We start from the raw sequence: 21,944 nt of genomic DNA on the forward strand, positions 1-21,944 counted from the left end.
CATGACCGACCTTCGGAAGATCGAGATCGACGGCAAGGAGATCGAGGTGGATGGCGCGATGACCATCCTCCAGGCCTGCGAGGAGGCCGGGATCGAGATCCCGCGCTTCTGCTATCACGAGCGGCTGTCGATCGCGGGCAACTGCCGCATGTGTCTGGTCGAGGTGGTGGGCGGCCCGCCCAAGCCGGCGGCCAGCTGCGCCATGCAGGTGCGCGACCTGCGCCCCGGTCCCGAGGGCCAGCCGCCCAAGGTGCGCACCAACTCGCCCATGGTGAAGAAGGCGCGCGAGGGGGTGATGGAGTTCCTGCTCATCAACCACCCGCTCGACTGCCCGATCTGCGACCAGGGCGGCGAGTGCGACCTGCAGGACCAGGCCATGGCCTATGGCGTGGACTTCAGCCGCTATCGCGAGCCCAAGCGCTCGGTGCTGGACATGGATCTGGGGCCGCTGGTGGCGACCTGCATGACGCGCTGCATCTCGTGCACGCGCTGCGTGCGCTTCATCACCGAGGTCGCCGGCGTGCCCGAGCTGGGCCAGACGGGCCGCGGCGAGGACAGCGAGATCACCTCGTATCTGGGGCGCATGCTGACCTCGGAGCTGCAGGGCAACGTGATCGACCTGTGCCCGGTGGGCGCGCTGACCTCGAAGCCCTACGCCTTCACCGCCCGCCCGTGGGAGCTGCGCAAGACCGAGAGCATCGACGTGATGGACGCGCTCGGCTCGAACATCCGCGTGGACGTGCGCGGGCGCGAGGTGATGCGCATCGTGCCGCGCAACCATGACGGCGTGAACGAGGAATGGCTGGCCGACCGCTCGCGCTTCCTGTGGGACGGGCTGCGCCGCCAGCGCCTCGACCGGCCCTATGTGCGCCGCGCGGGCAAGCTCGAACCCGCCAGCTGGGACGAGGCCTTCGCCGCCGTGGCCGAGGCGGTCAAGGGCCGCAAGGTCGCGGGCGTGGCGGGCGACCTGGCGCCGGCCGAGGCGATGTTCGCCCTGCGTCTGCTGGTCGAGGGCCTGGGCGGCGCGGTCGAGTGCCGCGTGGACGGCGCCAAGCTGCCGGCCGGCAACCGCGCCGCCTATGCGGGCACGGCGCGCATCGAGGACATCGACGGCGCGCGCCGCATCCTGCTGATCGGGACCGATCCGCGCCAGGAGGCGCCGGTGCTGAACGCGCGCATCCGCAAGGCCTGGCTGAACGGCGCCGAGATCGCGCGCATCGGCGCGCCCTCGGATCTGACCTATCCGGTCGCGCATCTGGGCGAGGGCGCCGAGGCGCTGCGCGCCGCGCTGGCCGAGGACTCCGGGCCGACGCTGGTGATCGTGGGGCAGGGCGCGCTGACGGGCGAGGACGGCGCCGCCGTGCTGGCCGCCGCGCAGCGCCTGGCGGCGCGCGAGGGCGGCGGCCTTCTGGTGCTGCACACGGCCGCGGGGCGCGTGGCGGGCATGGATCTGGGCCTGACGGCCGAGGGCGGTCTGGACGAGGCGCTGTCGGCCGAGGTGATCTTCAACCTCGGCGTGGACGAGATCGACATGCCCGAGGGCGCCTTCGTCGTCTATCAGGGCAGCCATGGCGACCGCGGCGCCCATCGGGCCGACGTGATCCTGCCGGGGGCGGCCTACACCGAGGAATCGGCGATCTTCGTCAACACCGAGGGCCGGCCGCAGCTGGCCAACCGCGCCAACTTCCCGCCGGGCGACGCGCGCGAGAACTGGGCCATCCTGCGCGCGCTGTCGGGCAAGCTGGGCCAGCCGCTGCCCTTCGACACGCTCCAGCAGCTGCGCGCGCGCATGTTCGAGGCCGCGCCGCATCTGCGCGCCATCGACCTGGTCGCGCCGAACGAGGGCCCGCTGCTGCCCGAGGGCGAGCTGCGCACGCCGGTCTTCCGCAGCCCGGTGCGCGACCACTATCTGACGAACCCGATCCTGCGCGCCTCGGCGCTGATGGCCGAGCTCAGCCGGCTCAAGCGCCAGCGCGAGACGAAGGCGGCGGCGGAATGAGGCCGGGCCGAGCGACATCGGGACGCGCGCGCGCCGGCGCGGCCGCGCTGGCGGCGCTGGCGGCGCTGGGCGCGGCCGAGGCGCGGGCGCAGATCACGCCCGACGATTTCGCCGCCTTCCTGTCGGCCCCGCGCGAGGTGCGCGCGGCGCGCCTTGCGCCCGGCGCGCGCGGCGAGGACGGGCGCGAGGTGGTGTCCGTCGCCCTCGAGGCGGCGTTCGTCGTGGCCGGCCTTTCGGACGACAAGGCGCGGGCGCTGGCGCAGACCATGCCCTTCGCGCTTGCGCGCTGCGTGGCGGCCGACTACGCGGTCGGGCGCGGCGCGGCGCGGCTGCGGACGCTGGGCGGGCGCATGTCGGCGCGCGAGGGCGCGCTGAACGGCGCGCGCGCGGTCGAGACGGCGGCGCGCTATGGCTTCGCGCTTGGCCCCGCGGCGCCGAACGAGGCGGGCGCGGGCGCCTTCGACGCGGCGCTGATGGCGCGCGACTGCGCCGCCAACGCATCCATTCCCAAATACGACGTCATCGGGGGACCCAAGTGATGGAGACCGGTTTCTGGAGCGCCTACGCCTGGCCGGGCATCGTGATCCTCGCCCAGTGCCTGCTGGTGCTCGTGCTGCTTCTGGTGGCGCTCGCCTTCCTGCTTTACATGGACCGCAAGGTCTGGGCGGCGGTGCAGCTGCGGCGCGGGCCGAACGTGGTGGGCCCGTTCGGGCTGCTGCAAAGCTTCGCCGACTTCCTGAAGTTCGTGTTCAAGGAGATCATCGTCCCGGCGGGCGCCGACAAGACGGTCTTCTTCCTGGCGCCGCTGATGAGCTTCGTTCTGGCCGCGATCGCCTGGGCGGTGATCCCCTTCGCGGATGGCTGGGTGATCTCGGATCTGAACGTCGGCATCCTCTACATCTTCGCGGTCTCGTCGCTCGAGGTCTATGGCGTGATCATGGGCGGCTGGGCGTCGAACTCGAAATACCCGTTCCTGGGGGGGCTGCGCTCGGCGGCGCAGATGATCTCCTACGAGGTCTCGATCGGCCTGATCATCGTCGGCGTGCTGATCTCGACCGGCTCGCTGAACCTGACCGAGATCGTGCGCGCGCAGGACGGCGCCTATGGCTTCCTCAGCTGGTATTGGCTGCCGCATCTGCCGATGGTGCCGCTGTTCTTCATCTCGGCCCTGGCCGAGACGAACCGCCCGCCCTTCGATCTGCCCGAGGCCGAATCCGAGCTGGTGGCCGGCTATCAGGTCGAGTATTCCTCGACGCCCTACCTGCTGTTCATGATCGGCGAGTATCTGGCCATCGTGCTGATGTGCGCGCTGGTGACGATCCTGTTTTTCGGCGGCTGGCTCAGCCCGGTGCCGGGGCTGCCGGACGGGGTGTTCTGGTTCGTGGCGAAGGTGACGCTGGTGTTCTTCCTGTTCGCCATGGTCAAGGCGATCGTGCCGCGCTTCCGCTACGACCAGCTGATGCGGCTGGGCTGGAAGGTTTTCCTGCCCATGAGCCTGGGCTGGGTTGTGATCGCGTCGATGCTGGCCCATTACGGCGTTCCCGGCTATGCGCGCTGGTAAGGAGAACTGGTGATGGCTTTGACGCTCAAGCGCGCGGCGCGCTCGTTCCTTCTGCTGGACTTCATCGAGGGGTTCCGGCTGGGCATGAAGTATTTCTTCAAGCCCAAGGCGACGGTGAACTATCCGTTCGAGAAGGGGCCGCTTTCGCCGCGCTTTCGCGGCGAGCACGCGCTGCGCCGCTATCCCAACGGCGAGGAGCGCTGCATCGCCTGCAAGCTGTGCGAGGCGATCTGCCCCGCCCAGGCGATCACGATCGAGGCGGCGCCGCGCGAGGACGGCTCGCGCCGCACCACGCGCTACGACATCGACATGACCAAGTGCATCTATTGCGGCTTCTGCCAGGAGGCGTGCCCGGTGGATGCGATCGTCGAGGGGCCCAACTTCGAGTTCGCGACGGAAACCCGCGAGGAGCTGTTCTACGACAAGCAGAAGCTGCTTGAGAACGGCGAGCGCTGGGAGGCCGAGATCGCGCGCAATCTCGAGCTGGACGCGCCCTATCGGTGACGGCGCCGGCGGCCCGCGCCGCCGGCCATTCGCAACGACATGCGCCGCCCGGCGGCGCGCAGCAACCAAGACGCCGCGACGCGGCGGCGCATGAAAGGAAGGGGACATGGCGGTAGCGACCCTTGCGTTCTACCTCTTCGCCTGCACGGCGGTCGCGGCCGGGGCGCTTGTCGTCCTGTCGCGCAACCCGGTGCATTCCGTGCTCTGGCTGATCCTGGCCTTCTTCTCGTCGGCCGGGCTGTTCGTGCTGATGGGCGCCGAGTTCGTGGCGATGCTGCTGGTCATCGTCTATGTCGGCGCGGTGGCCGTGCTGTTCCTGTTCGTGGTCATGATGCTGGACGTGGACTTCGCCGAGCTGAAGGCGGGCATGGCCGAGCATCTGCCCGTGGGGCTTCTGATCGGCGTCGTGCTGCTGACGCAGCTGGCGCTGGCGCTGGGCGGCTGGGCGTTTTCCGACGCCGCGCCCGCGCTGCGCGAGGCCCCGGCCGAGGCGGTCGGGCAGGTGCACAACGCGCGCGCGCTGGGGCGTCTGATCTATGACGACTACGTGTTCCTGTTCCAGGCGGCCGGCCTGATCCTGCTGGTGGCCATGGTCGGGGCGATCGTGCTGACGCTGCGCCACCGCGAGGGGATCAAGCGGCAGGACGTGCTCAAGCAGATCCACCGCGAGCGCCACGAGGCGGTCGAGCTTCTGGACGTCAAGCCCGGCCAGGGCATCTGAGGGGAGAACCGATCATGGAATCCGCTGCGGGCGTGGGCCTGGAACATTACCTGACCGTCGCCGCGATCCTGTTCGTGACCGGGATCTTCGGCATCTTCCTCAACCGCAAGAACGTGATCGTCATCCTGATGTCGATCGAGCTGATGCTGCTGGCGGTCAACATCAACTTCGTCGCCTTCTCGACCCATCTGCAGGATCTGGCGGGGCAGGTCTTCACCCTGTTCGTCCTGACGGTGGCGGCCGCCGAGGCGGCGATCGGGCTGGCCATTCTGGTCTGCTTCTTCCGCAACCGCGGCACCATCGCGGTGGAAGACGTCAACGTGATGAAGGGCTGAGCGCATGACCACGTTCATTCTTCTCGCGCCGCTGGCCGGCGCGCTGATCGCCGGCTTCGGCCATCGCCTGATCGGCGAGCGCATGGCGATGATCGCGCCGACGGCCATCGTGTTCGTCTGCGCCGCGCTCAGCTGGATCACCTTCTTCACCTACGACGCCCATCACGGCGCCGAGACGACGACGCTGTTCCGCTTCCTCGACTCGGGCACGCTGGGGGCCGACTGGTCGGTGCGCCTCGACACGCTGACCAAGATCATGCTGGTGGTGGTCACCTCGGTGTCGTCGCTGGTGCACCTCTACTCGATCGGCTACATGGAGGAGGATCCCTCCAAGCCGCGCTTCTTCGCCTATCTGTCCTTCTTCACCTTCGCCATGCTGGCGCTGGTGACCTCGGACAACCTGGTGCAGATGTTCTTCGGCTGGGAGGGCGTGGGCGTCGCCTCGTATCTGCTGATCGGCTTCTGGTTCAAGAAGCCCTCGGCCAACGCCGCGGCGATGAAGGCCTTCATCGTCAACCGCGTGGGCGATTTCGGCTTCGCGCTGGGCATCTTCGGCATCTACTACATGGTCGACAGCATCGCCTTCGACGACGTGTTCGCCGCCGCCCCGACCCTGGCCGAAAGCTCGATCGCCTTCCTGTGGCGCGAGTGGAACGCGGCCGAGCTTCTGGCCTTCCTGCTCTTCATCGGCGCCATGGGCAAGTCGGCGCAGCTGTTCCTGCACACCTGGCTTCCCGACGCCATGGAGGGTCCGACCCCGGTCTCGGCGCTGATCCACGCGGCGACGATGGTCACGGCGGGCGTGTTCCTGGTGTGCCGCATGTCGCCGCTCTACGAGCATGCGCCCGGCGCGCTGACCTTCGTGGCGGTGATCGGCGCCTCGACGGCGTTCTTCGCCGCGACGGTCGGGCTGGTGCAGAACGACATCAAGCGCGTGATCGCCTATTCGACCTGCTCGCAGCTGGGCTACATGTTCGCGGCCGCGGGGGTGGGCTTCTACCAGGCGGCGATGTTCCACCTGTTCACCCACGCCTTCTTCAAGGCGCTGCTGTTCCTTGGCGCGGGCTCGGTCATCCATGCGATGCATCACGAGCAGGACATGCGCCGCTATGGCGGCCTGCGCGCCAAGATCCCGGTCACCTTCTGGATGATGATGCTGGGCACGCTGGCCATCACCGGCGTCGGCATTCCCTTCTCCTACGACCTTGTCGGGCTGCCGATCGGCTTCGCGGGCTTCGTGTCGAAGGACGCCATCATCGAGGGCGCCTATGCGGGCCATTCGGGCTACGCCTTCTGGCTGCTGGTGATCGCGGCGGCGATGACCTCGTTCTACTCGTGGCGGCTGATGTTCATGACCTTCTACGGCAAGCCGCGCGACAAGAAGCGCTTCGAGCACGCGCATGAAAGCCCGCGCGTCATGCTGATCCCGCTCTACGTCCTGGGCGCGGGCGCGGTGCTGGCGGGCATGGTCTGGTATGGCGACTTCATCGGCCATCATGCCGAAGAGTTCTTCGGCGCCGCCATCGGCATGGCCGAGCACAACCACATCCTGCACGACGTGCACGAGGTTCCGGCCTGGGTGAAGCTCGCGCCCTTCGTGGCGATGCTGCTGGGGCTGGGCGTGGCGATCTGGTTCTACATCCTGAACCCGTCGCTGCCCGGGCGCCTGGCCGAAAGCCAGCGCGGGCTGTATCTGTTCCTGCTCAACAAGTGGTATTTCGACGAGATCTACGACTTCCTCTTCGTCCGCCCGGCGATGCGGCTTGGCCGCTTCCTGTGGAAGAAGGGCGACGGGGCGGCGATCGACGGCGTCGTGAACGGGGTCGCGCTGGGGATCGTGCCGGCGCTGGCGCGGCTCGCGGGGCGGCTGCAGTCGGGCTACGTCTACCACTACGCCTTCGCGATGCTGATCGGCGTGTCCCTGCTGATCACCTGGATCTCGGTCACCGGCGTTGCCGGAGGAGCGCACTGATGCCCAACATTCTTTCGCTGGTCACCTTCCTGCCGCTGTTCGGCGCGCTGGTGCTGATGCTGGCGCTGCGCGGCGACGACGAGGCCGCGCGCGGCAACGCCCGCATCGTCGCGCTCCTGACCACCACGGCCACCTTCCTGCTGAGCCTGGTGATCCTGACCAATTTCGACCCGTCCGATCCGGGCTTCCAGTTCGTCGAGGAAGGCGAGTGGATGTTCGGCCTGACCTACAAGATGGGCGTGGACGGCCTGTCGGCGCCCTTCGTGATGCTGACCACCTTCCTGATGCCGCTGGTGATCCTGGCCAGCTGGAAGGTCGAGGAGCGGGTCAAGGAATACATGGCCGCGTTCCTGGCGCTCGAGACGCTGATGATCGGCGTCTTCTGCGCGCTGGATCTGGTGCTGTTCTACCTGTTCTTCGAGGCGGGCCTGATCCCGATGTTCCTGATCATCGGCATCTGGGGCGGCAAGGACCGCATCTACGCGGCGTTCAAGTTCTTCCTCTACACCTTCCTCGGCTCGGTGCTGATGCTGGTGGCCATGGTCGCGATGTATCGCGACGCGGGCACGACCGACATCGCGCGGCTGCTGTCGCACGAGTTCTCGGCCGGTCCGATCGAGATCATGGGCTGGCAGATCATGGGCGGCATGCAGACGCTGCTGTGGCTGGCCTTCTTCGCCTCCTTCGCGGTGAAGATGCCCATGTGGCCGGTGCACACCTGGCTGCCCGACGCGCATGTGCAGGCGCCCACGGCCGGTTCGGTGGTGCTGGCGGCGATCCTGCTCAAGATGGGCGGCTACGGCTTCCTGCGCTTCAGCCTGCCCATGTTCCCCGTCGCGTCCGAGCTGATGCGCGACTTCGTGTTCTTCCTGTCGGTGGCGGCCATCGTCTACACCTCGCTGGTGGCGCTGATGCAGGAGGACATCAAGAAGCTGATCGCCTATTCCTCGGTCGCGCATATGGGCTTCGTGACCATGGGCATCTTCGCGGCCAACCGCCAGGGGCTGGACGGCGCGATGTTCCAGATGATCAGCCACGGCTTCATCTCGGGCGCGCTGTTCCTTTGCGTCGGCGTGATCTACGACCGCATGCACACGCGCGAGATCGCCGCCTATGGCGGGCTGGCGGTGCGCATGCCGGTCTATGCGACGGTGTTCATGCTGTTCACCATGGGCAATGTGGGCCTGCCGGGCACGTCGGGCTTCGTCGGCGAGTTCCTGACCATGGCCGGGGCGTTCCAGGTCTCGACCTGGACGGCGTTCGGCGCGGCGACGGGCGTGATCCTGTCGGCGGCCTATGCGCTGTGGCTCTATCGGCGGGTGGTGTTCGGCGACCTGATCAAGCAGAGCCTGGCGGGCATCGCCGACATGGACCGGCGCGAGAAGTTCATCTTCGCGCCGCTGGTGGCCTGCACGCTCTTGTTCGGCGTCTATCCGAGCCTGGCGACCGACTGGTTCGGCGCCTCGACCGAGGCGCTGGCGCGCCAGGTCGAAGAGGCGCGGACCGCCTATCACGAGGCCGCGCCGAAATCGGCGCTCGCCGCTCTCCAGCATTGATGGGACGAGACGAACATGCTGAGCGCTGATCTTTACGTCGTTCTTCCCGAGGCCCTGCTGGCGCTGTTCGCCATGGCGGCGCTGATGGCCTGCGCCTTCGGCGGCCAGGACCGCTGGGCGTCGGGGCTGACCTGGCTGACGGCCGCCTTCTTCGCGCTGCTGGGGCTGATCGTGAGCTTCCGCGACGGCGGGCAGGAGGCTTTCGGCGGCGCCTTCGTCTCGGACGGCTTCGCGCGCTTCGCCAAGGCGCTGATCCTGTTCTCGGCCGCGGCCGTGCTGGCGCTGTCGGAAAACTACCTGCGCCGGCGCCGGATCCTGAAGTTCGAGTATCCCGTGCTCATCGCCATGGCCACGCTGGGCATGATGGTGATGGTCTCGGCCGGCGATCTGATGAGCCTCTACATGGGGCTCGAGCTGCAGTCGCTGTCGCTTTACGTCGTCGCCGCCTTTCGCCGCGACAGCGTGAAGTCCACCGAGGCGGGGCTGAAATACTTCGTGCTGGGCGCGCTCGGCTCGGGGCTGCTGCTTTACGGCGCGTCGCTGATCTACGGCTATGCGGGCGCGACGCGCTTTGCGGGCATCGCCGAGGCGGTGCATGAGGGCGGCTTGTCGCTGGGCCTGCTGTTCGGCGTCGCCTTCCTGTGCGCGGGGCTGGCCTTCAAGATCTCGGCCGTGCCCTTCCACATGTGGACGCCGGACGTCTACGAGGGCTCTCCCACCGCGGTGACGGCCTTCTTCGCCACTGCGCCCAAGGTTGCGGCCGGCGCGCTGTTCGCGCGGGTGCTGTTCGACGCCTTCGGCGAGGTCTCGGCCGAGTGGCGGCAGATCCTGGCCTTCCTTGCGGTCGCGTCGATGTTCCTGGGGTCGATCGCGGCGATCGTGCAGACCAACATCAAGCGCCTGATGGCCTATTCGTCGATCGCCCATATGGGCTTCGCGCTGATGGGCCTTGCGGCGGGCACCCAGCAGGGGGTCGAGGCGCTGCTGGTCTATCTGAGCATCTATGTCGCCATGAACGTCGGCGCCTTCGCCTTCATCATGTGCATGGAGCGCGACGGCGCCCCGGTGACCGGCATCGGCGATCTGGCCGGGCTGGCGCGCACGCGGCCCGGGCAGGCGCTGGCGGTGTCGGCGCTGATGTTCAGTCTGGCGGGCGTGCCGCCGCTTCTGGGCTTTTTCGGCAAGTGGATGGTGTTCGTCGCCGCGGTCGATGCGGGGCTGGCGCCGCTGGCGGTGGCGGGCGCCGTGGCCTCGGTGATCGGCGCCTTCTACTACCTGCGCATCGTCAAGATCATGTATTTCGACGAGCCGGGCCTGTCGCTGACCGGGTCGATGCCCTTCGCGCACGGGCTGGCGCTGACGGCGGCGGCGCTGGTGATGTCGCTGGGCTGGGCGCCGGGGCTGAGCGGCTTCGGGGTGCCCGAGCTGGCGGCCTCGGCCGCGGCGGCGCTGTTCAACTGACGCATGAACTGGCCCGAGGGCGTCGGACGCCTGATCCTGGACGAGATCGACAGCACCAACGAAGAGGCTCGCCGCCGCGCCCGTTCCCGCGCGGCGGCGGGCGGCTGGGACGGCCGTCCGCTCTGGATCATGGCGCGCCGCCAGCTGGCCGGGCGCGGGCGGCGCGGCGCGCCATGGACGGCGCCCGAGGGCAACCTCAACGCCACGCTGCTGATGCGGCCCGAGGCGCCGGCGGCGCAGGCGGCGCTGCTCAGCTTCGCTGCCTGCCTTGCGGTGGCCGAGCTGCTCGACGCCCATGCGCCGGGCGGGCGCGTGGCGCTCAAATGGCCCAACGACGCGCTGCTCGACGGCGGCAAGGTGGCGGGCGTTCTGCTTGAAAGCGAGGGCGCGGGGCCGCGTCTGGACTGGCTGGCGATCGGGGTGGGGGTCAACCTGGCCGCGCATCCCCAGCTGCCGCCCGAGGCGCGCGGCGCCTTCCCTCCGACCAGCCTGCGCGCGGCGGGCGCGATGGCGCCGCGGCCCGAAGAGGCGCTCGAGATCCTGGCCGCCGCCTTCGCCCGGCGCGCCGCGCGCATGGCGCGCGAGGGTTTCGCGCCGATCCGCGAGGAATGGCTTGCGCGCGCCGCGCGGCTGGGCCAGACCATCGAGGCGCGCCTGCCCGGGCGCGTCCTGCGCGGCGTGTTCGAGGATGTGGACGGCGAGGGCGCGCTGGTGCTGCGCACCGGCGACGGGCCCGTGCGCATCGCCGCCGCCGAGGTGCATTTTCCATGACCCGGGCCTGAGGGGCGAGCCATGCTCTTGACCATCGACGTCGGAAACACCAACTGCGTGTTCGCGGTGCATGACGGCGAACGCTTCGTGGCCGACTGGCGCTGCGGCACCGATGTGCGGCGCACGGGCGACGAATACTTCGTCTGGCTTGACCAGCTCATGCGCCATGCGGGGCTGACGCCCGAGGACGTGACCGATGTGGCGCTGTCCTCGACCGCGCCCAGGGCCATCTTCAACCTGCGCGTCCTGTGCGAGAAATATTTCGGCGCGACGCCGCTCATCGTCGGCCGCCCGGGCTGCGAGCTGGGCATCGAGGTGCGGGTCGATCCGCACACCCGCGTCGGCGCCGACCGCCTGGTGAACGCCGTGGCGGCGCATCGCAGCTATGAGGGCGAGCTGATCGTGGTCGATTTCGGCACCGCCACCACGCTTGACGTCGTCGCCGCCGACGGCGCCTATGAGGGCGGCGTGATCGCGCCCGGGGTGAACCTGTCGCTGCGCGCGCTGCACGAGGCCGCCGCCGCGCTGCCCGAGGTCGAGGTCGCGCGGCCCGAGCGCGTGGTGGGCACGAACACCGTCGCCTGCATGCAGTCGGGCATCTACTGGGGATATGTCTCGATGATCGAGGGGCTTTGCCGGCGCATCATGCAAGAGCGCGGCAAGCCGATGACCGTGATCGCCACCGGCGGTCTGTCGCCGCTTTTCGCGCGCGGCGCCGCGGCGATCGACCACGTCGATCGCGACCTGACGCTTCGCGGGCTGGTCGCGATCCATGAATTGAACAAGAAAGGCCGTTGAATGGCTGGAAAGAAAAAGACCGAAGCCACGAAGGACGACGATCTGGTTTTCGTCGCGCTCGGCGGCGCGGGCGAGATCGGCATGAACATGTATCTCTACGGCGCGGGCCGGGGCGCGAAGCGGCGCTGGATCATGGTCGATTGCGGCGTCAGCTTCGGCGACATGGAGACGAGCCCGGGCATCGAGATCATCATGCCCGACCCCGCCTTCATCGCCGAACAGGCCGACAAGCTCGAGGGCATCTTCATCACCCACGCGCATGAAGATCACGTCGGCGCGCTGGGGCGGCTGTGGCCGCGGCTCAAGGCGCCGATCTACGCCCAGCCCTTCACCTCGGAGATCATCCGCCGCAAGTTCGAGGAGGTGGGCCTGTCGCAAAAGCCCATCAAGACCGTGACCGGCGGCACGGTGGCGGCGGGCCCGTTCCAGGTGCGCTTCCAGGCGGTGACGCACTCGATCCCCGAGGCCGCCTCGCTGATCATCGACACGCCCTCGGGGCGCGTCGTGCATACGGGCGACTTCAAGGTCGATCACACGCCGCAGATGGGCGAACCCTTCGACCTTGACGCCTTCCGGCGCCTTGGCGACGAGGGCGTGCACGCCATGGTCTGCGACAGCACCAACGTCTTCGCCCCCGGTCGCGGCGGCTCGGAGGCCGACGTGCTCGAGCCGATCGCCGAGATCCTGCGCGAGAACGAGGGCGCGGTGGCCGCGACCACCTTCGCCTCGAACGTCGAGCGCCTGCGCACCATCGCCGTTCTGGCGCGCGATGCGGGGCGCAAGACCGTTCTGGTCGGCCGCGCCATGAACCGCATGATCGAGACGGCGATCGAGACCGGCCTGCTGACCGATTTCCCGCACACGCTGACCGAGGACGAAGCCGCCGATCTGCCCCGGCGCGAGGTGCTCTACCTGGTCACCGGCAGCCAGGGCGAGGGGCGCGCCGCGCTGGCGCGCATCGCCTCGGGCACGCATCCGACGGTGTCGCTGCGCGCGGGCGACGCGGTGATCTTCTCGTCCAAGACCATCCCGGGCAACGAATCCTCGGTCTATCGCATCTACAACATGCTGGCCGAGCAGGGGGTGCGCATCTATGACGAGGAAAACGGCCGCGTCCATGTCTCGGGGCACGCCCGGCGCGAGGATCTGAAGGTGATGTACGACGCGCTGCGTCCGCGCATCTCGATCCCCATGCATGGCGAGCACCGCCACCTGGTCGAGCACGCCGCCTTCGCTGAGTCGCTTCAGGTCGCCTCGATCGCCGCGCCCAACGGCACCATGGTGGCGCTGGCGGGCGAGCGGCCGCGCATCGTCGATCAGGTCCCCACGGGCAAGCTCTATCTGGACGGCTCGGTCATCATCGGCGCCACCGACGGCGTGGTGCGCGAGCGGCTGAAGATGGCCCGCCAGGGGCATGTCGCCGTCAGCCTTGTGCTGGACGAGAAGGGGCAGCTGCTGGCCGATCCCGAGATCGCCGTCAGCGGCGCGCCCGAAACGGCCGAGGGCTGGCCCGCCCCGCTCGAGGATCTGATCTACGAGGCGGTGGACAAGGCGGTGGACTCGGCGCCCGCCAACCGCCGCTCGGACGAGCAGATCGAAGAGCTGGCCACGCGCGCCGCGCGCCGCGCCTGCATGCGCTGGTGGGGCAAGAAGCCGGTCGTGTCGGTGATGATCTCGCGCCTCGAGGACTGAGGCGCCGCCCTTGCCGCGCGCCGGGCGGTCGCATGGCCGGCGCCCGGCCCCCGCGCGCGGGTCAGGGCGATGATCTGTTGCCGCGGCGCTTTCCGCCCAGGCCCCGCGCGCGCGGGCCAGGGGCGGGCGAGCATCGCCGCTGCGCCCGGCGGCGGATCGACCCGCTCGCCGCGCGGGCGCGGGGCGAAGCTGCGACGACGACATGCGGGCGCTGCGCCGGTCCGGTCCCCGCGCGCGCGGGCCAAGGGCGCGCGGGCGCTCAGTCCTCGAAATAGGCCGGGTGCTGCTTCTCGATCGCGTTGATGGTGTCGTCAAGGCGCGTCAGGTGCAGCTTGCCCGCCGCCACCGCGCCCTCGGCGTCGCCCGCGATGACGCGCGCGGCGATCTCCTCGTGATCGCCCAGCAGCATGGGCATGCGGTCCTCGCGCGACAGTCCCAGCACGCACAGCCGGTCCACCTTGGCCTTTTCGGCGGCGATGGCGTCATAGGCGAAGGGCACGCCCGCCACGCCGCACAGAGCCTGGTGGAAGGTGTAGTCGAGCTGCGCGAAGCGCCGGTAATCGCCCGCGCGCAGCGCCGCGCGCTGCTCGTCCAGGCTTCGCTCCAGGGCGCGCCGGCCCTGCGCGTCGCAGCGCGCGGCGGCAAGGCGCAGCACCTCGGCCTCGATCGCGGCGCGGATGAAGCGCGACTTGCGGATGCCCAGCCGGGAAAAGCGCTTGATCTCGGTGGCCCTCTGCGGGCGAATGACCACGAGGTCCAGGTTCTCGAGCCGGCTGAACGCATCGCGCACCGGCTGGCGCGAGACGCCGAGCCGCGCAGCGATCTCGGCTTCCGAAATCCGGTCGCCGGGTCGGAGCTTGAGCGAGAGGATCTCGTCGTGAAGCGTGTCGAACACGTAGTCGACGTTGGTCCTGCGCTCGGGCAGTCTCGAAGCCGTCACCATTCCGCTCGTCGCCTTTTTTCCGGTTCTTCCAGGCTCCGCCGCGTCCTGCGCCGCGGAGCGATCGCGGATGCGGGGAGTATCCCTTGAAACGTCCGCCCGCGCAAGCCGAGCGCCGGTCCCTCAATAACCTACTAGCATACTAGTGGCATCTGCGCTAGCGTGCCGCCGACCCGCAAGCCGCGCGATTCACATCCCGCGGCGCAGGGAGGGGTTCTGCGAGCGAAGGAAGGACGGCAGGATGAGAAAGCTTGAGGACAAGGTCGCCATCGTCACCGGGGCCGGGCGCGACATCGGGCGCGCCTGCGCGCTGAAGCTGGCCGAGGAGGGGGCCTGCGTCGCGCTCAACTATCACAGCCCCGCCAGCGGCGAAGGCGCGCAGGCCGCGGTCGAGCGGATCCGCGCCGCGGGCGGGCGGGCCTTTGCGCTGCAGGGCGACCTTTGCCTTGAAGAGGGCGCAGCCGCCCTTGTCGCGCGCACGGTCGAGGAGTTCGGCCGCGTCGACATCCTGGTCAACAACGCCGGCGGCCTGATCGCGCGCAAGAAGATCCCCGACATGCCGCTCGAGCACTGGAACGCGGTGATGACGCTGAACGTCACCTCGGCCTTCCTGATGGTCCGCGCCTGCCTGCCGCACATGAAGACGGGCGCGATCGTCAACATCGCCAGCCAGGCCGGCCGCGACGGCGGCGGCCCCGGCGCGGTCGCCTATGCGACGGCCAAGGGCGCGGTGATGACCATGACCCGCGGCATGGCCAAGGAGTTCGGCCCCCATATCCGCGTCAACGGCATCTGCCCCGGCATGATCGACACGGACTTCCACAACATCCACACCGCCCCCGAGGTGCGCCGCTTCGTCGAGAACGCCGCCCCGCTGAAGCGCCAGGGGCGGCCCGAGGACGTGGCCAACATGGTCGCCTTCCTGGCCGGGCCCGACAGCGATTACGTCACCGGGGCCAATTTCGACATCAACGGCGGCATGCTGATGAGCTGATCCGCGGCCGGCCGCCTTCGCGCGGCCGGCGGCGTCGCCACTCCATGCGGCAAATCCGGGCCCGGCCGATGATCTTCTTCGACGCACCATCCGCGAACGCTCCCGCACGGCGCCTCGTGTCGGTCGGCGAGTGCATGCTCGAGCTTGCGCCCGACGCGCGGCCCGGGCTCTTGCGCAAGGGCTTCGCGGGCGACGCCTTCAACACCGCCTGGTATGCGTGGCGGCTGCGGCCCGACTGGGCGGTGCGCTTCGTCTCGCGCGTCGGGCAGGATCGGCCCTCGGACGAAATGCTGGCCTTCATGCGCGCCGCCGGCATCGAGACCGGGCATGTGCTGCGCTGCGCCGCGCGTTCGATCGGGGTCTACATGATCTGGCTCGAGGCGGGCGAGCGCAGCTTCTCCTATTGGCGCGAGCGCTCGGCCGCGCGGCTGCTGGCGCAGGAGCCCGACGCGCTCGACCGCGCCTTCGCGGATGCGGACCTTGTGTATCTGTCGGGCATCACGCTGGCCATTCTCGAGGGGCCGGGGCGCGAGAACCTGTTCGCCGCGCTCGAGCGCGCGCGCGCGCGCGGCGCGGCGGTTGCGTTCGATCCCAACATCCGCCCGCGCCTGTGGCCCGACGCCGCGCTCATGCGCCAGAGCGTGATGCGCGCCGCGGGGCTGGCCGACATCGTGCTGCCCTCGTTCGACGACGAGGCCGCCGCCTTCGGCGACCCGGACCCGCAGGCCTCGGCCGCCCGCTACGCCGACGCGGGGGCGCGGATCGTCGTCGTCAAGAACGGGGGCGGTCCGGTGGCCCATCTGTGCGAGGGGCGCGCGGGGCGCACGGCGCCGCCGCCGGCCGGGCGCATCGTCGACACCACTTCGGCCGGCGACAGCTTCAACGCCGCGTTCCTGGCCGGGCTCGATCACGCGGCCGACATCGAGACGCGCATCCTCGCCGCGACGCGGGTCGCCAATCAGGTCATCGCGCGCAAGGGCGCGCTGGCGCCGGTGGATGCGGGGCGCTGGCGGCGCGATCTGGGCATGCCCGAGGGCGCGCCCGCCATCGACGGAGGGGAGCAATGAAGGAGACATGGCGCTGGTTCGGGGATTTCGACCCCATCACGCTGGATGAGATCGCGCAGACCGGCGCGCAGGGCATCGTCACCGCCCTGCACGAGATTCCCTATGGCGAGGTCTGGCCGCGCGAGCGCATCGCCGCCTGCCGCGACCGCCTGGCGCGGGCGGGGTTCTCGTGGGACGTGGTCGAGAGCCTGCCCGTGCATGACGCGCTCAAGGTCGGCGAGGGCGCGCATGACGCGCTTTACGCCAACTACCGGCAGTCCCTGGCCAATCTGGCGGCCGAGGGCGTGCGCACGGTGTGCTACAACTTCATGCCGCTGCTGGACTGGACGCGCACCGATCTGCGCGCGCCCGTCGCGCGCGGGGGCAGCTGCCTGCGCTTCAGCGCGCCGCGCATGGCCGCTTTCGAGATCCACATGCTGGGCATGGAAGAGGCGCGCGCGCGCTACGCCCCCGAGGCCGTGGCGGCGGCCGACGCCTGGATCGCCGCCGCCGGCCAGGCCGAACGCGACGCGCTGCTCGAGGCGATCATGGCCGGGCTGCCAGGCGCCTTTCCGCGCTACGACATCGCCGGGCTCAAGGCGGTTCTGGCCGATCGGGCGGGTCTGACGCGCGACGACCTGCGCGCCAACTTCAAGCGATTCATCCGCGAGGTCGCGCCCGCCGCGGCCGAGCTTGGCGTGCGTCTGGCGATCCATCCGGACGACCCGCCGCGCGACATTCTGGGCCTGCCGCGCATCGTCTCGAGCGCCGAGGACATCGCCTGGATCCTTGGCGCCGAGGACTCGCCTTCCAACGGGCTGACGCTGTGTTCGGGCTCGCTGGGCGCCTCGGCGCGGAACGACGTGCCCGCGATCGCCCGCGCCTTCGCCGACCGCATCCATTTCGCGCATCTGCGCAACGTGCGCCGCTTCGCCGACGGCTCGTTCGAAGAGGCCGCGCATCTGGACGGCGACGTGGATCTGCCGGCGACGGCGGCGGCGCTGCTCGAGGCTGAGCGCGCGCGCGGCGAAGAGATCCCCTTCCGCCCCGATCACGGGCACGAGCTGCTGGACGACGCTTCGCGCGGCGGGCAGCCGGGCTATTCGCTGATCGGGCGCATGCGCGGGCTGGCCGAGCTGTGCGGCCTTCTCGCGGGGCTGGAATGGGCGCGCGGGGCGGCGTGAGGCGCTTCCAATTGGGATACTAGTATGTTAAAAAACTGACGCAATGCAGGGCCGAACAGGACGGCGCAGCGCGCGACTCGGTGTAGGGCGGGCGCCGCGCCGCCGGACCCCGCCCGCCGAAGACCATGCCGCCGGGGGTTCCGGCGCAACCATGCGAAGGGAGGAAACACGCATGACCATCTTCAAGAAGGCGACCCGCCTTGTTCAGGGCGCCATGCTCGCCGCGGCGGTCGCCGCGCCGGCGGCCGCGGCCGACATGACGCTGCGCGGCGCCAGCATGTTCGACGAAGAGCATGCCTTCACCAAGACGCTGCGCGAGTTCGAGCGCCTGGCCACGGAATACACCGGCGGCGCGCTGGACTTCGACCTGCGCCTGAACGGCGAGCTCGGGGTCGAGAAGGACCACGTCACCTATCTCAACCAGGGCGTGGCGGTGGATTACGCCATCATGGCGCCGTCCAACATGGCCACCTTCGCGCCCTCGGCGCCGCTGATGGACATGCCCTTCCTGTTCCGCGATCCCGAGCACTGGAACAAGGTCCTGTCCAGCGACGTGCTCGCCCCGCTCGAGCGGCAGCTGGCCGAGAAGGCCGACATCATCGTGCTGGGCTATGCCGGCGGCGGCGTGCGCAACCTGGTTTCGCGCAAGCCGATCCGCAATCTCGAGGACCTCAAGGGTCACCGCATGCGGGTGATGGGCGCGCCCATCCAGGCGCGCATCTTCAAGGCCCTTGGCGCCGCGCCCGCCGCCATCGCCTACAACGAGGTCTACAACGCCATCCAGACCGGCGTCATCGACGGCTTCGAGAACGAGGCGGCCAGCATCCAGAACCTGCGCTTCTACGAGGTCGCGCCCTACGTCACGCTGACCAAGCACACGATCACCGTGCGTCCCCTGGTCATGAGCGGAACCGCCTGGCGCAAGCTGACCCCCGAGCAGCAGGAGGCCGTCAAGCGGGCCGGCCGCGAGGCGGGCGCCTTCGGCCGCGAGCTGGAATCGCGCGAGGACGGGATCAAGCTCAAGCAGATGGCCGATGCCGGCCAGATCGAGATTCTCGAATTCGAGAACCGCGACAAGCTGCTTGACATGGTCAAGCCCGTCCAGGACGCCTATGCGCAGGAGCTGGGCGCGTCGGATCTGCTGGCGGCGATCCGGGGCATGTGACCTGCGGGCGATGACGGCGCCCCGCCCGCGCGGCGGGGCGTCGTCGCATTTCGCAAGGCGGCGGCGCGCATGGCGCGGCGTTGGGGAGGAAAACATGCTTGGTGTTGCGCTTGAGCGGTTCTGCGCCGCGCTGCGGGGGCTTCTGGCCGTCCTCGTCGGCGCGCTGGCGGCGCCGGTGGCGATGCAGGTCATCGCCCGATACACGGGGTTGATCCCGAACTATCTGTGGACCGAGGAGCTGGCCACGTTCCTGTTCATCTGGGTCGTGATGATCGGCTCGATGGTGGCGGTCTGGGACGGCACGCATTTCGACGTGCGCGTTCTGCCCGATGCGCGCGGGCCGCTGGCCTCGCTGCTGCAGGACGGCTTCGTGCTGGTCTGCGTGTTGGCCTTCGGGCTGATGGTGGCCTGGTACGGCGTGGACTACGCGCGCTTCGGCGCCAATCAGCGCTCGATGATGATGGGCGCGAACAAGATCTTCACCCATGTCTCGGTCCCGATCGCGGGCGCCGTCTGGGCGATCTTCGCCGCCTGGCGGCTGAAGGAGCGCATCGACGCCTGGCGCCGGTCCCAGCCGCGGAGCGCCGTGCGATGATCCTGTCCACAGTCACGGCCAGCGCGATCCTGTTCGGCGTCTTCGCCTTCCTGATCCTGATGCGCGTGCCGGTCGCCTTCGCGCTGGGCCTTGCGACGGTTCCGGTGGTGCTGCTCGACATCCGCCTGACGCCGTTCATCGTGCTGGACCGGATGTTCCAGTCCTACAACTCGTTCATTCTTCTGGCGGTGCCGTTCTTTCTGCTGGCAGCGAACCTGATGAACTCGGGCAAGGTCACCGACCGGCTGATCGATCTGGCGCGGGCGATGACCGGCTGGATGCCGGGGGGGCTCGGCCATGTGAACGTGGCGGTCTCGATGCTGTTCGCGGGCATTTCGGGCTCGTCCACCGCGGATGCGGCGGGCTGCGGCAAGATCCTGATCCCGGCCATGGTCAAGGAGGGCTACGACCGCCGCTTCTCGGTCGCGATCACCGCGTGCTCGTCGGTGATGGGCGTGATCATCCCGCCCAGCATCCTGATGGTGGTCTGGGGCGGCGTGATGCAGATCTCGGTCGGCGCGCTGTTCCTGGGCGGCGCCACGCCCGGCATCCTGATCGGGCTGGCGCTCATGGCGACGGTCTACGGCTACGCCAAGGTGCGCGGCTATCCGACCGCGGGGCGGCCGACGCTGGCCGAGTTCCGGCGCGCGCTGCGCGGCGCGATCCTGGCGCTGATGACGCCGCTTCTGGTGATCGGCGGCATCGTCGGCGGCGTGGTCACGCCGACCGAAAGCGCCATCATCGCGGCGGGCTATGCGCTGTTCCTGGGCATGTTCGTCCACCGCACCGTCGGCCTGCGCGACCTTGGCGCGGTGCTCTACGACACGGGCCGCTTCGCCTCGATCTCGCTTTTCGCCATCGGCACGGCCTCGGCCTTCGGGTGGATGCTGGCCTTCTTCAACGTGCCGCGGCTGCTGGTTTCGACGGTGACGGCGATGGAGCTGAGCGCCTTCGGCGTGGCGCTGATGATCGCCGGGCTGTTCCTGCTGTTCGGCCTGTTCATCGACGCGATCCCGGCGATCATCATTCTCGGCACGGTGCTGATGCCCGTCGCGCAGTCGGCGGGAATCGACCCCATCGTCTTCGCGATCATCGGCATCATCTCGCTGGCCTTCGGGCTGGTGACGCCGCCATACGGTCTGTGCCTGCTGATCTCGGCGGCGATCGGGGGGGTGAACGTGGTCTCGGTGCTGCGCGACGTGGCGATCATCCTGCTGCCGATGCTGCTGATCCTGCTGCTGGTGATCGTGTTTCCGCAGCTGGCGCTGTGGCTGCCGCAGCTGCTGATGCCCGACGCCTTCCGGTAGGGCGCGCCGAGACCCGGGCGCGGCGCGGCCCTGCGGGGCCGCGCCGTCGCGCATGCGCCGGCGCGCATGGCCGGGGCATCTGGGGGGATCTTGGGGGGATCTGGTAGGCCCGGAGGGATTCGAACCCCCAACCAAACCGTTATGAGCGGTCTGCTCTGACCGTTGAGCTACGGGCCCGGCGCGCGATGCTTAGCGCCCGCCGGGCGGGGCGGTCAATGGCCGCCTGAGCGCGCGCCCAGCTCTTCGGGGGCGAATTCGTAATGCGCGCCGCAGAACTGGCAGTCGGCCGTGACCTTGCCCTCGGGCGTGGTCATGGCGGCGATCTCTTCGGGCGAGCAGCTGGCAAGGGCCTCGACCACCCTCTCGCCCGAGCACGAGCAGCCGAAGCGCACCGGCTGGACCGGGTAGACGCGCGGGGTCTCTTCGTGGAACAGGCGCCAGAGCAGGGCCTCGGGGGTGACGTGAGGGCCGATCAGCTCGTGCGCGTCCACGGTGCCGAGCAGCAGATTGACGCGGTTCCAGTCCTCGCCGCGGCCGGCCATGTCGGCGACGCCCTGCGCGGTCATCAGCCCGTCCGCATCGGCCTCGGGGCGCGCCGCGCCGGCGCCGCCCTCGGCGGGCAGCTGCTGCAGCATCACCCCGCCCGCGCGCCATGCGGGCTGCCCGCCGGGCGCCGAGGCCAGCGCCGAGACGATCTCGAACCGGGTCGGGATCTGCTCGGACTGGGCGAAGTAGGATTGCGCGCTGGCCGCCAGCGAGCCGCCGGCCAGGGGCGTGATGCCCTGATAGGGGGTCGTGCCGGGGCCCTGGTCGATGAGGATCGCGAACACCCCTTCGCCCAGCTGCGCAAAGCCCGGGGCCGAGGGATCGACCGCCTCGGGGTCGAAGCTGGCCCAGGCGCGCATGCGCGCCGGGGCGCCCTCGGTCTCGGGGGCGTAATAGTCGGTGGCGATCAGGCGGATGGGGCCGCTGCCGCGGATCTGAAGGCTCAGCTTCCAGCGCAGCTTGATGGTCTGGCCGATCAGGGCGGTGAGCATCGCCGCCTCGGCCGTCAGGGCGCCGACGGCGGGCGGGTAGTCGTGCTGGGCCAGCATCCGCGCCAGCGACTCGTCCAGCCGCGCGACGCGGCCGCGGATGTCGCTGCGGTCGAGCTGAAAGGGCAGCACGGTGTCGTCGCCGGCGCCGAGGGGGCGGGCGACGGCCGCGCCCGCGTTGTCGTCATGTGTGCTCATGGGTTGCGCCTCCGGCGCGCTTGCAGGCCCGGCGCGGGCGCCGGGAAAGGAAAGGGACGGGGCCGCGTCGCCGCGCGCCGCCGCTCGGCTCTTGAGATAGTGCGTCGGACG

At 69.8% G+C, this 21,944-nt stretch carries 20 protein-coding genes and 1 tRNA gene; 18 read left to right on the forward strand and 3 right to left on the reverse strand.

The genetic code is table 11. The features are described from left to right. Position 1 precedes the first annotated feature (1 nt). From nuoG to BMW67_RS03515, 12 genes are all read left to right on the forward strand, one after another. A complete protein-coding gene (nuoG, locus tag BMW67_RS03460) occupies positions 2-1,999 on the forward strand; it encodes an NADH-quinone oxidoreductase subunit NuoG (RefSeq protein ID WP_072745930.1) in 1,998 nt (665 codons plus the stop codon). Continuing rightward, positions 1,996-2,538: a hypothetical protein gene (locus tag BMW67_RS03465; protein ID WP_072745929.1), complete on the forward strand. Its 543-nt coding sequence runs from the start codon at positions 1,996-1,998 to the stop codon at positions 2,536-2,538. Before nuoG ends, BMW67_RS03465 begins: the two co-directional genes overlap by 4 nt. Continuing rightward, entirely contained in the window at positions 2,538-3,560 is a 1,023-nt protein-coding gene (gene nuoH / locus BMW67_RS03470) for an NADH-quinone oxidoreductase subunit NuoH (RefSeq protein WP_072745928.1), read from the forward strand. Before BMW67_RS03465 ends, nuoH begins: the two co-directional genes overlap by 1 nt. Before the next feature lie 12 nt (positions 3,561-3,572). Beyond that, entirely contained in the window at positions 3,573-4,064 is a 492-nt protein-coding gene (gene nuoI / locus BMW67_RS03475) for an NADH-quinone oxidoreductase subunit NuoI (RefSeq protein WP_072745927.1), read from the forward strand. Positions 4,065-4,170: 106 nt separating this feature from the next. Continuing rightward, positions 4,171-4,785: an NADH-quinone oxidoreductase subunit J gene (locus tag BMW67_RS03480; protein ID WP_072745926.1), complete on the forward strand. Its 615-nt coding sequence runs from the start codon at positions 4,171-4,173 to the stop codon at positions 4,783-4,785. Positions 4,786-4,799: 14 nt separating this feature from the next. After that, complete coding sequence (gene nuoK, locus BMW67_RS03485) at positions 4,800-5,120, forward strand: NADH-quinone oxidoreductase subunit NuoK (protein ID WP_072745925.1); 321 nt, start codon at positions 4,800-4,802, stop codon at positions 5,118-5,120. Positions 5,121-5,124: 4 nt separating this feature from the next. Further along, positions 5,125-7,092 carry an NADH-quinone oxidoreductase subunit L gene (nuoL, locus tag BMW67_RS03490; RefSeq protein WP_072745924.1) on the forward strand — a complete coding sequence of 656 codons (1,968 nt, stop codon included), beginning with the start codon at positions 5,125-5,127 and terminating at the stop codon, positions 7,090-7,092. Next, on the forward strand, positions 7,092-8,648 hold the full coding sequence (locus BMW67_RS03495) for an NADH-quinone oxidoreductase subunit M (RefSeq protein ID WP_072745923.1): 1,557 nt from the start codon (positions 7,092-7,094) through the stop codon (positions 8,646-8,648). The genes nuoL and BMW67_RS03495 overlap by 1 nt, the downstream gene beginning before the upstream one ends. 15 nt (positions 8,649-8,663) lie before the next feature. Beyond that, positions 8,664-10,109, forward strand: a complete 1,446-nt coding sequence (gene nuoN / locus BMW67_RS03500) for an NADH-quinone oxidoreductase subunit NuoN (RefSeq protein WP_072745922.1) — start codon at positions 8,664-8,666, stop codon at positions 10,107-10,109. 3 nt (positions 10,110-10,112) lie between these two features. Further along, positions 10,113-10,880 (forward strand): biotin--[acetyl-CoA-carboxylase] ligase, encoded by a 768-nt coding sequence (locus BMW67_RS03505; protein WP_072745921.1) that lies wholly within the window; start codon positions 10,113-10,115, stop codon positions 10,878-10,880. Positions 10,881-10,901: 21 nt separating this feature from the next. Then, positions 10,902-11,678 carry a type III pantothenate kinase gene (locus BMW67_RS03510; protein ID WP_072745920.1) on the forward strand — a complete coding sequence of 259 codons (777 nt, stop codon included), beginning with the start codon at positions 10,902-10,904 and terminating at the stop codon, positions 11,676-11,678. Further along, the gene (locus BMW67_RS03515; RefSeq protein WP_072745919.1) at positions 11,679-13,370 is read left to right on the forward strand and encodes a ribonuclease J; all 1,692 of its coding nucleotides are present in this window, start codon (positions 11,679-11,681) and stop codon (positions 13,368-13,370) included. A 259-nt stretch (positions 13,371-13,629) separates the two neighbouring features. On the opposite strand, the gene BMW67_RS03520 is transcribed toward BMW67_RS03515, so the two are convergent. Continuing rightward, entirely contained in the window at positions 13,630-14,313 is a 684-nt protein-coding gene (locus tag BMW67_RS03520) for a GntR family transcriptional regulator (RefSeq protein ID WP_072745918.1), read from the reverse strand. Positions 14,314-14,551: 238 nt separating this feature from the next. Here BMW67_RS03520 and BMW67_RS03525 point away from each other — a divergent pair, with 238 nt between their 5' ends. From BMW67_RS03525 to BMW67_RS03550, 6 genes are all read left to right on the forward strand, one after another. Further along, complete coding sequence (locus BMW67_RS03525) at positions 14,552-15,304, forward strand: SDR family NAD(P)-dependent oxidoreductase (protein WP_072745917.1); 753 nt, start codon at positions 14,552-14,554, stop codon at positions 15,302-15,304. A gap of 68 nt (positions 15,305-15,372) precedes the next feature. Then, positions 15,373-16,371 carry a sugar kinase gene (locus BMW67_RS03530; protein ID WP_072745916.1) on the forward strand — a complete coding sequence of 333 codons (999 nt, stop codon included), beginning with the start codon at positions 15,373-15,375 and terminating at the stop codon, positions 16,369-16,371. After that, the gene (uxuA, locus tag BMW67_RS03535; RefSeq protein WP_072745915.1) at positions 16,368-17,534 is read left to right on the forward strand and encodes a mannonate dehydratase; all 1,167 of its coding nucleotides are present in this window, start codon (positions 16,368-16,370) and stop codon (positions 17,532-17,534) included. The genes BMW67_RS03530 and uxuA overlap by 4 nt, the downstream gene beginning before the upstream one ends. 172 nt (positions 17,535-17,706) lie before the next feature. After that, positions 17,707-18,699: a TRAP transporter substrate-binding protein gene (locus BMW67_RS03540; protein WP_072745914.1), complete on the forward strand. Its 993-nt coding sequence runs from the start codon at positions 17,707-17,709 to the stop codon at positions 18,697-18,699. Between the two features lie 94 nt (positions 18,700-18,793). Then, the gene (locus BMW67_RS03545) at positions 18,794-19,294 is read left to right on the forward strand and encodes a TRAP transporter small permease (RefSeq protein ID WP_072745913.1); all 501 of its coding nucleotides are present in this window, start codon (positions 18,794-18,796) and stop codon (positions 19,292-19,294) included. Next, positions 19,291-20,601: a TRAP transporter large permease gene (locus BMW67_RS03550; RefSeq protein WP_072745912.1), complete on the forward strand. Its 1,311-nt coding sequence runs from the start codon at positions 19,291-19,293 to the stop codon at positions 20,599-20,601. The genes BMW67_RS03545 and BMW67_RS03550 overlap by 4 nt, the downstream gene beginning before the upstream one ends. A 101-nt stretch (positions 20,602-20,702) precedes the next feature. Here the strand turns inward: BMW67_RS03550 and BMW67_RS03555 are convergent. Both BMW67_RS03555 and hslO read right to left on the reverse strand, forming a co-directional pair. Further along, positions 20,703-20,778 (reverse strand) — tRNA-Ile (locus BMW67_RS03555). A 35-nt stretch (positions 20,779-20,813) separates the two neighbouring features. Continuing rightward, complete coding sequence (hslO, locus tag BMW67_RS03560; protein ID WP_072745911.1) at positions 20,814-21,833, reverse strand: Hsp33 family molecular chaperone HslO; 1,020 nt, start codon at positions 21,831-21,833, stop codon at positions 20,814-20,816. Between the last annotated feature and the right edge of the window lie 111 nt (positions 21,834-21,944).

The organism is Oceanicella actignis (assembly GCF_900111545.1).
In the GTDB taxonomy this organism is placed as follows: Bacteria; Pseudomonadota; Alphaproteobacteria; order Rhodobacterales; family Rhodobacteraceae; genus Oceanicella; species Oceanicella actignis.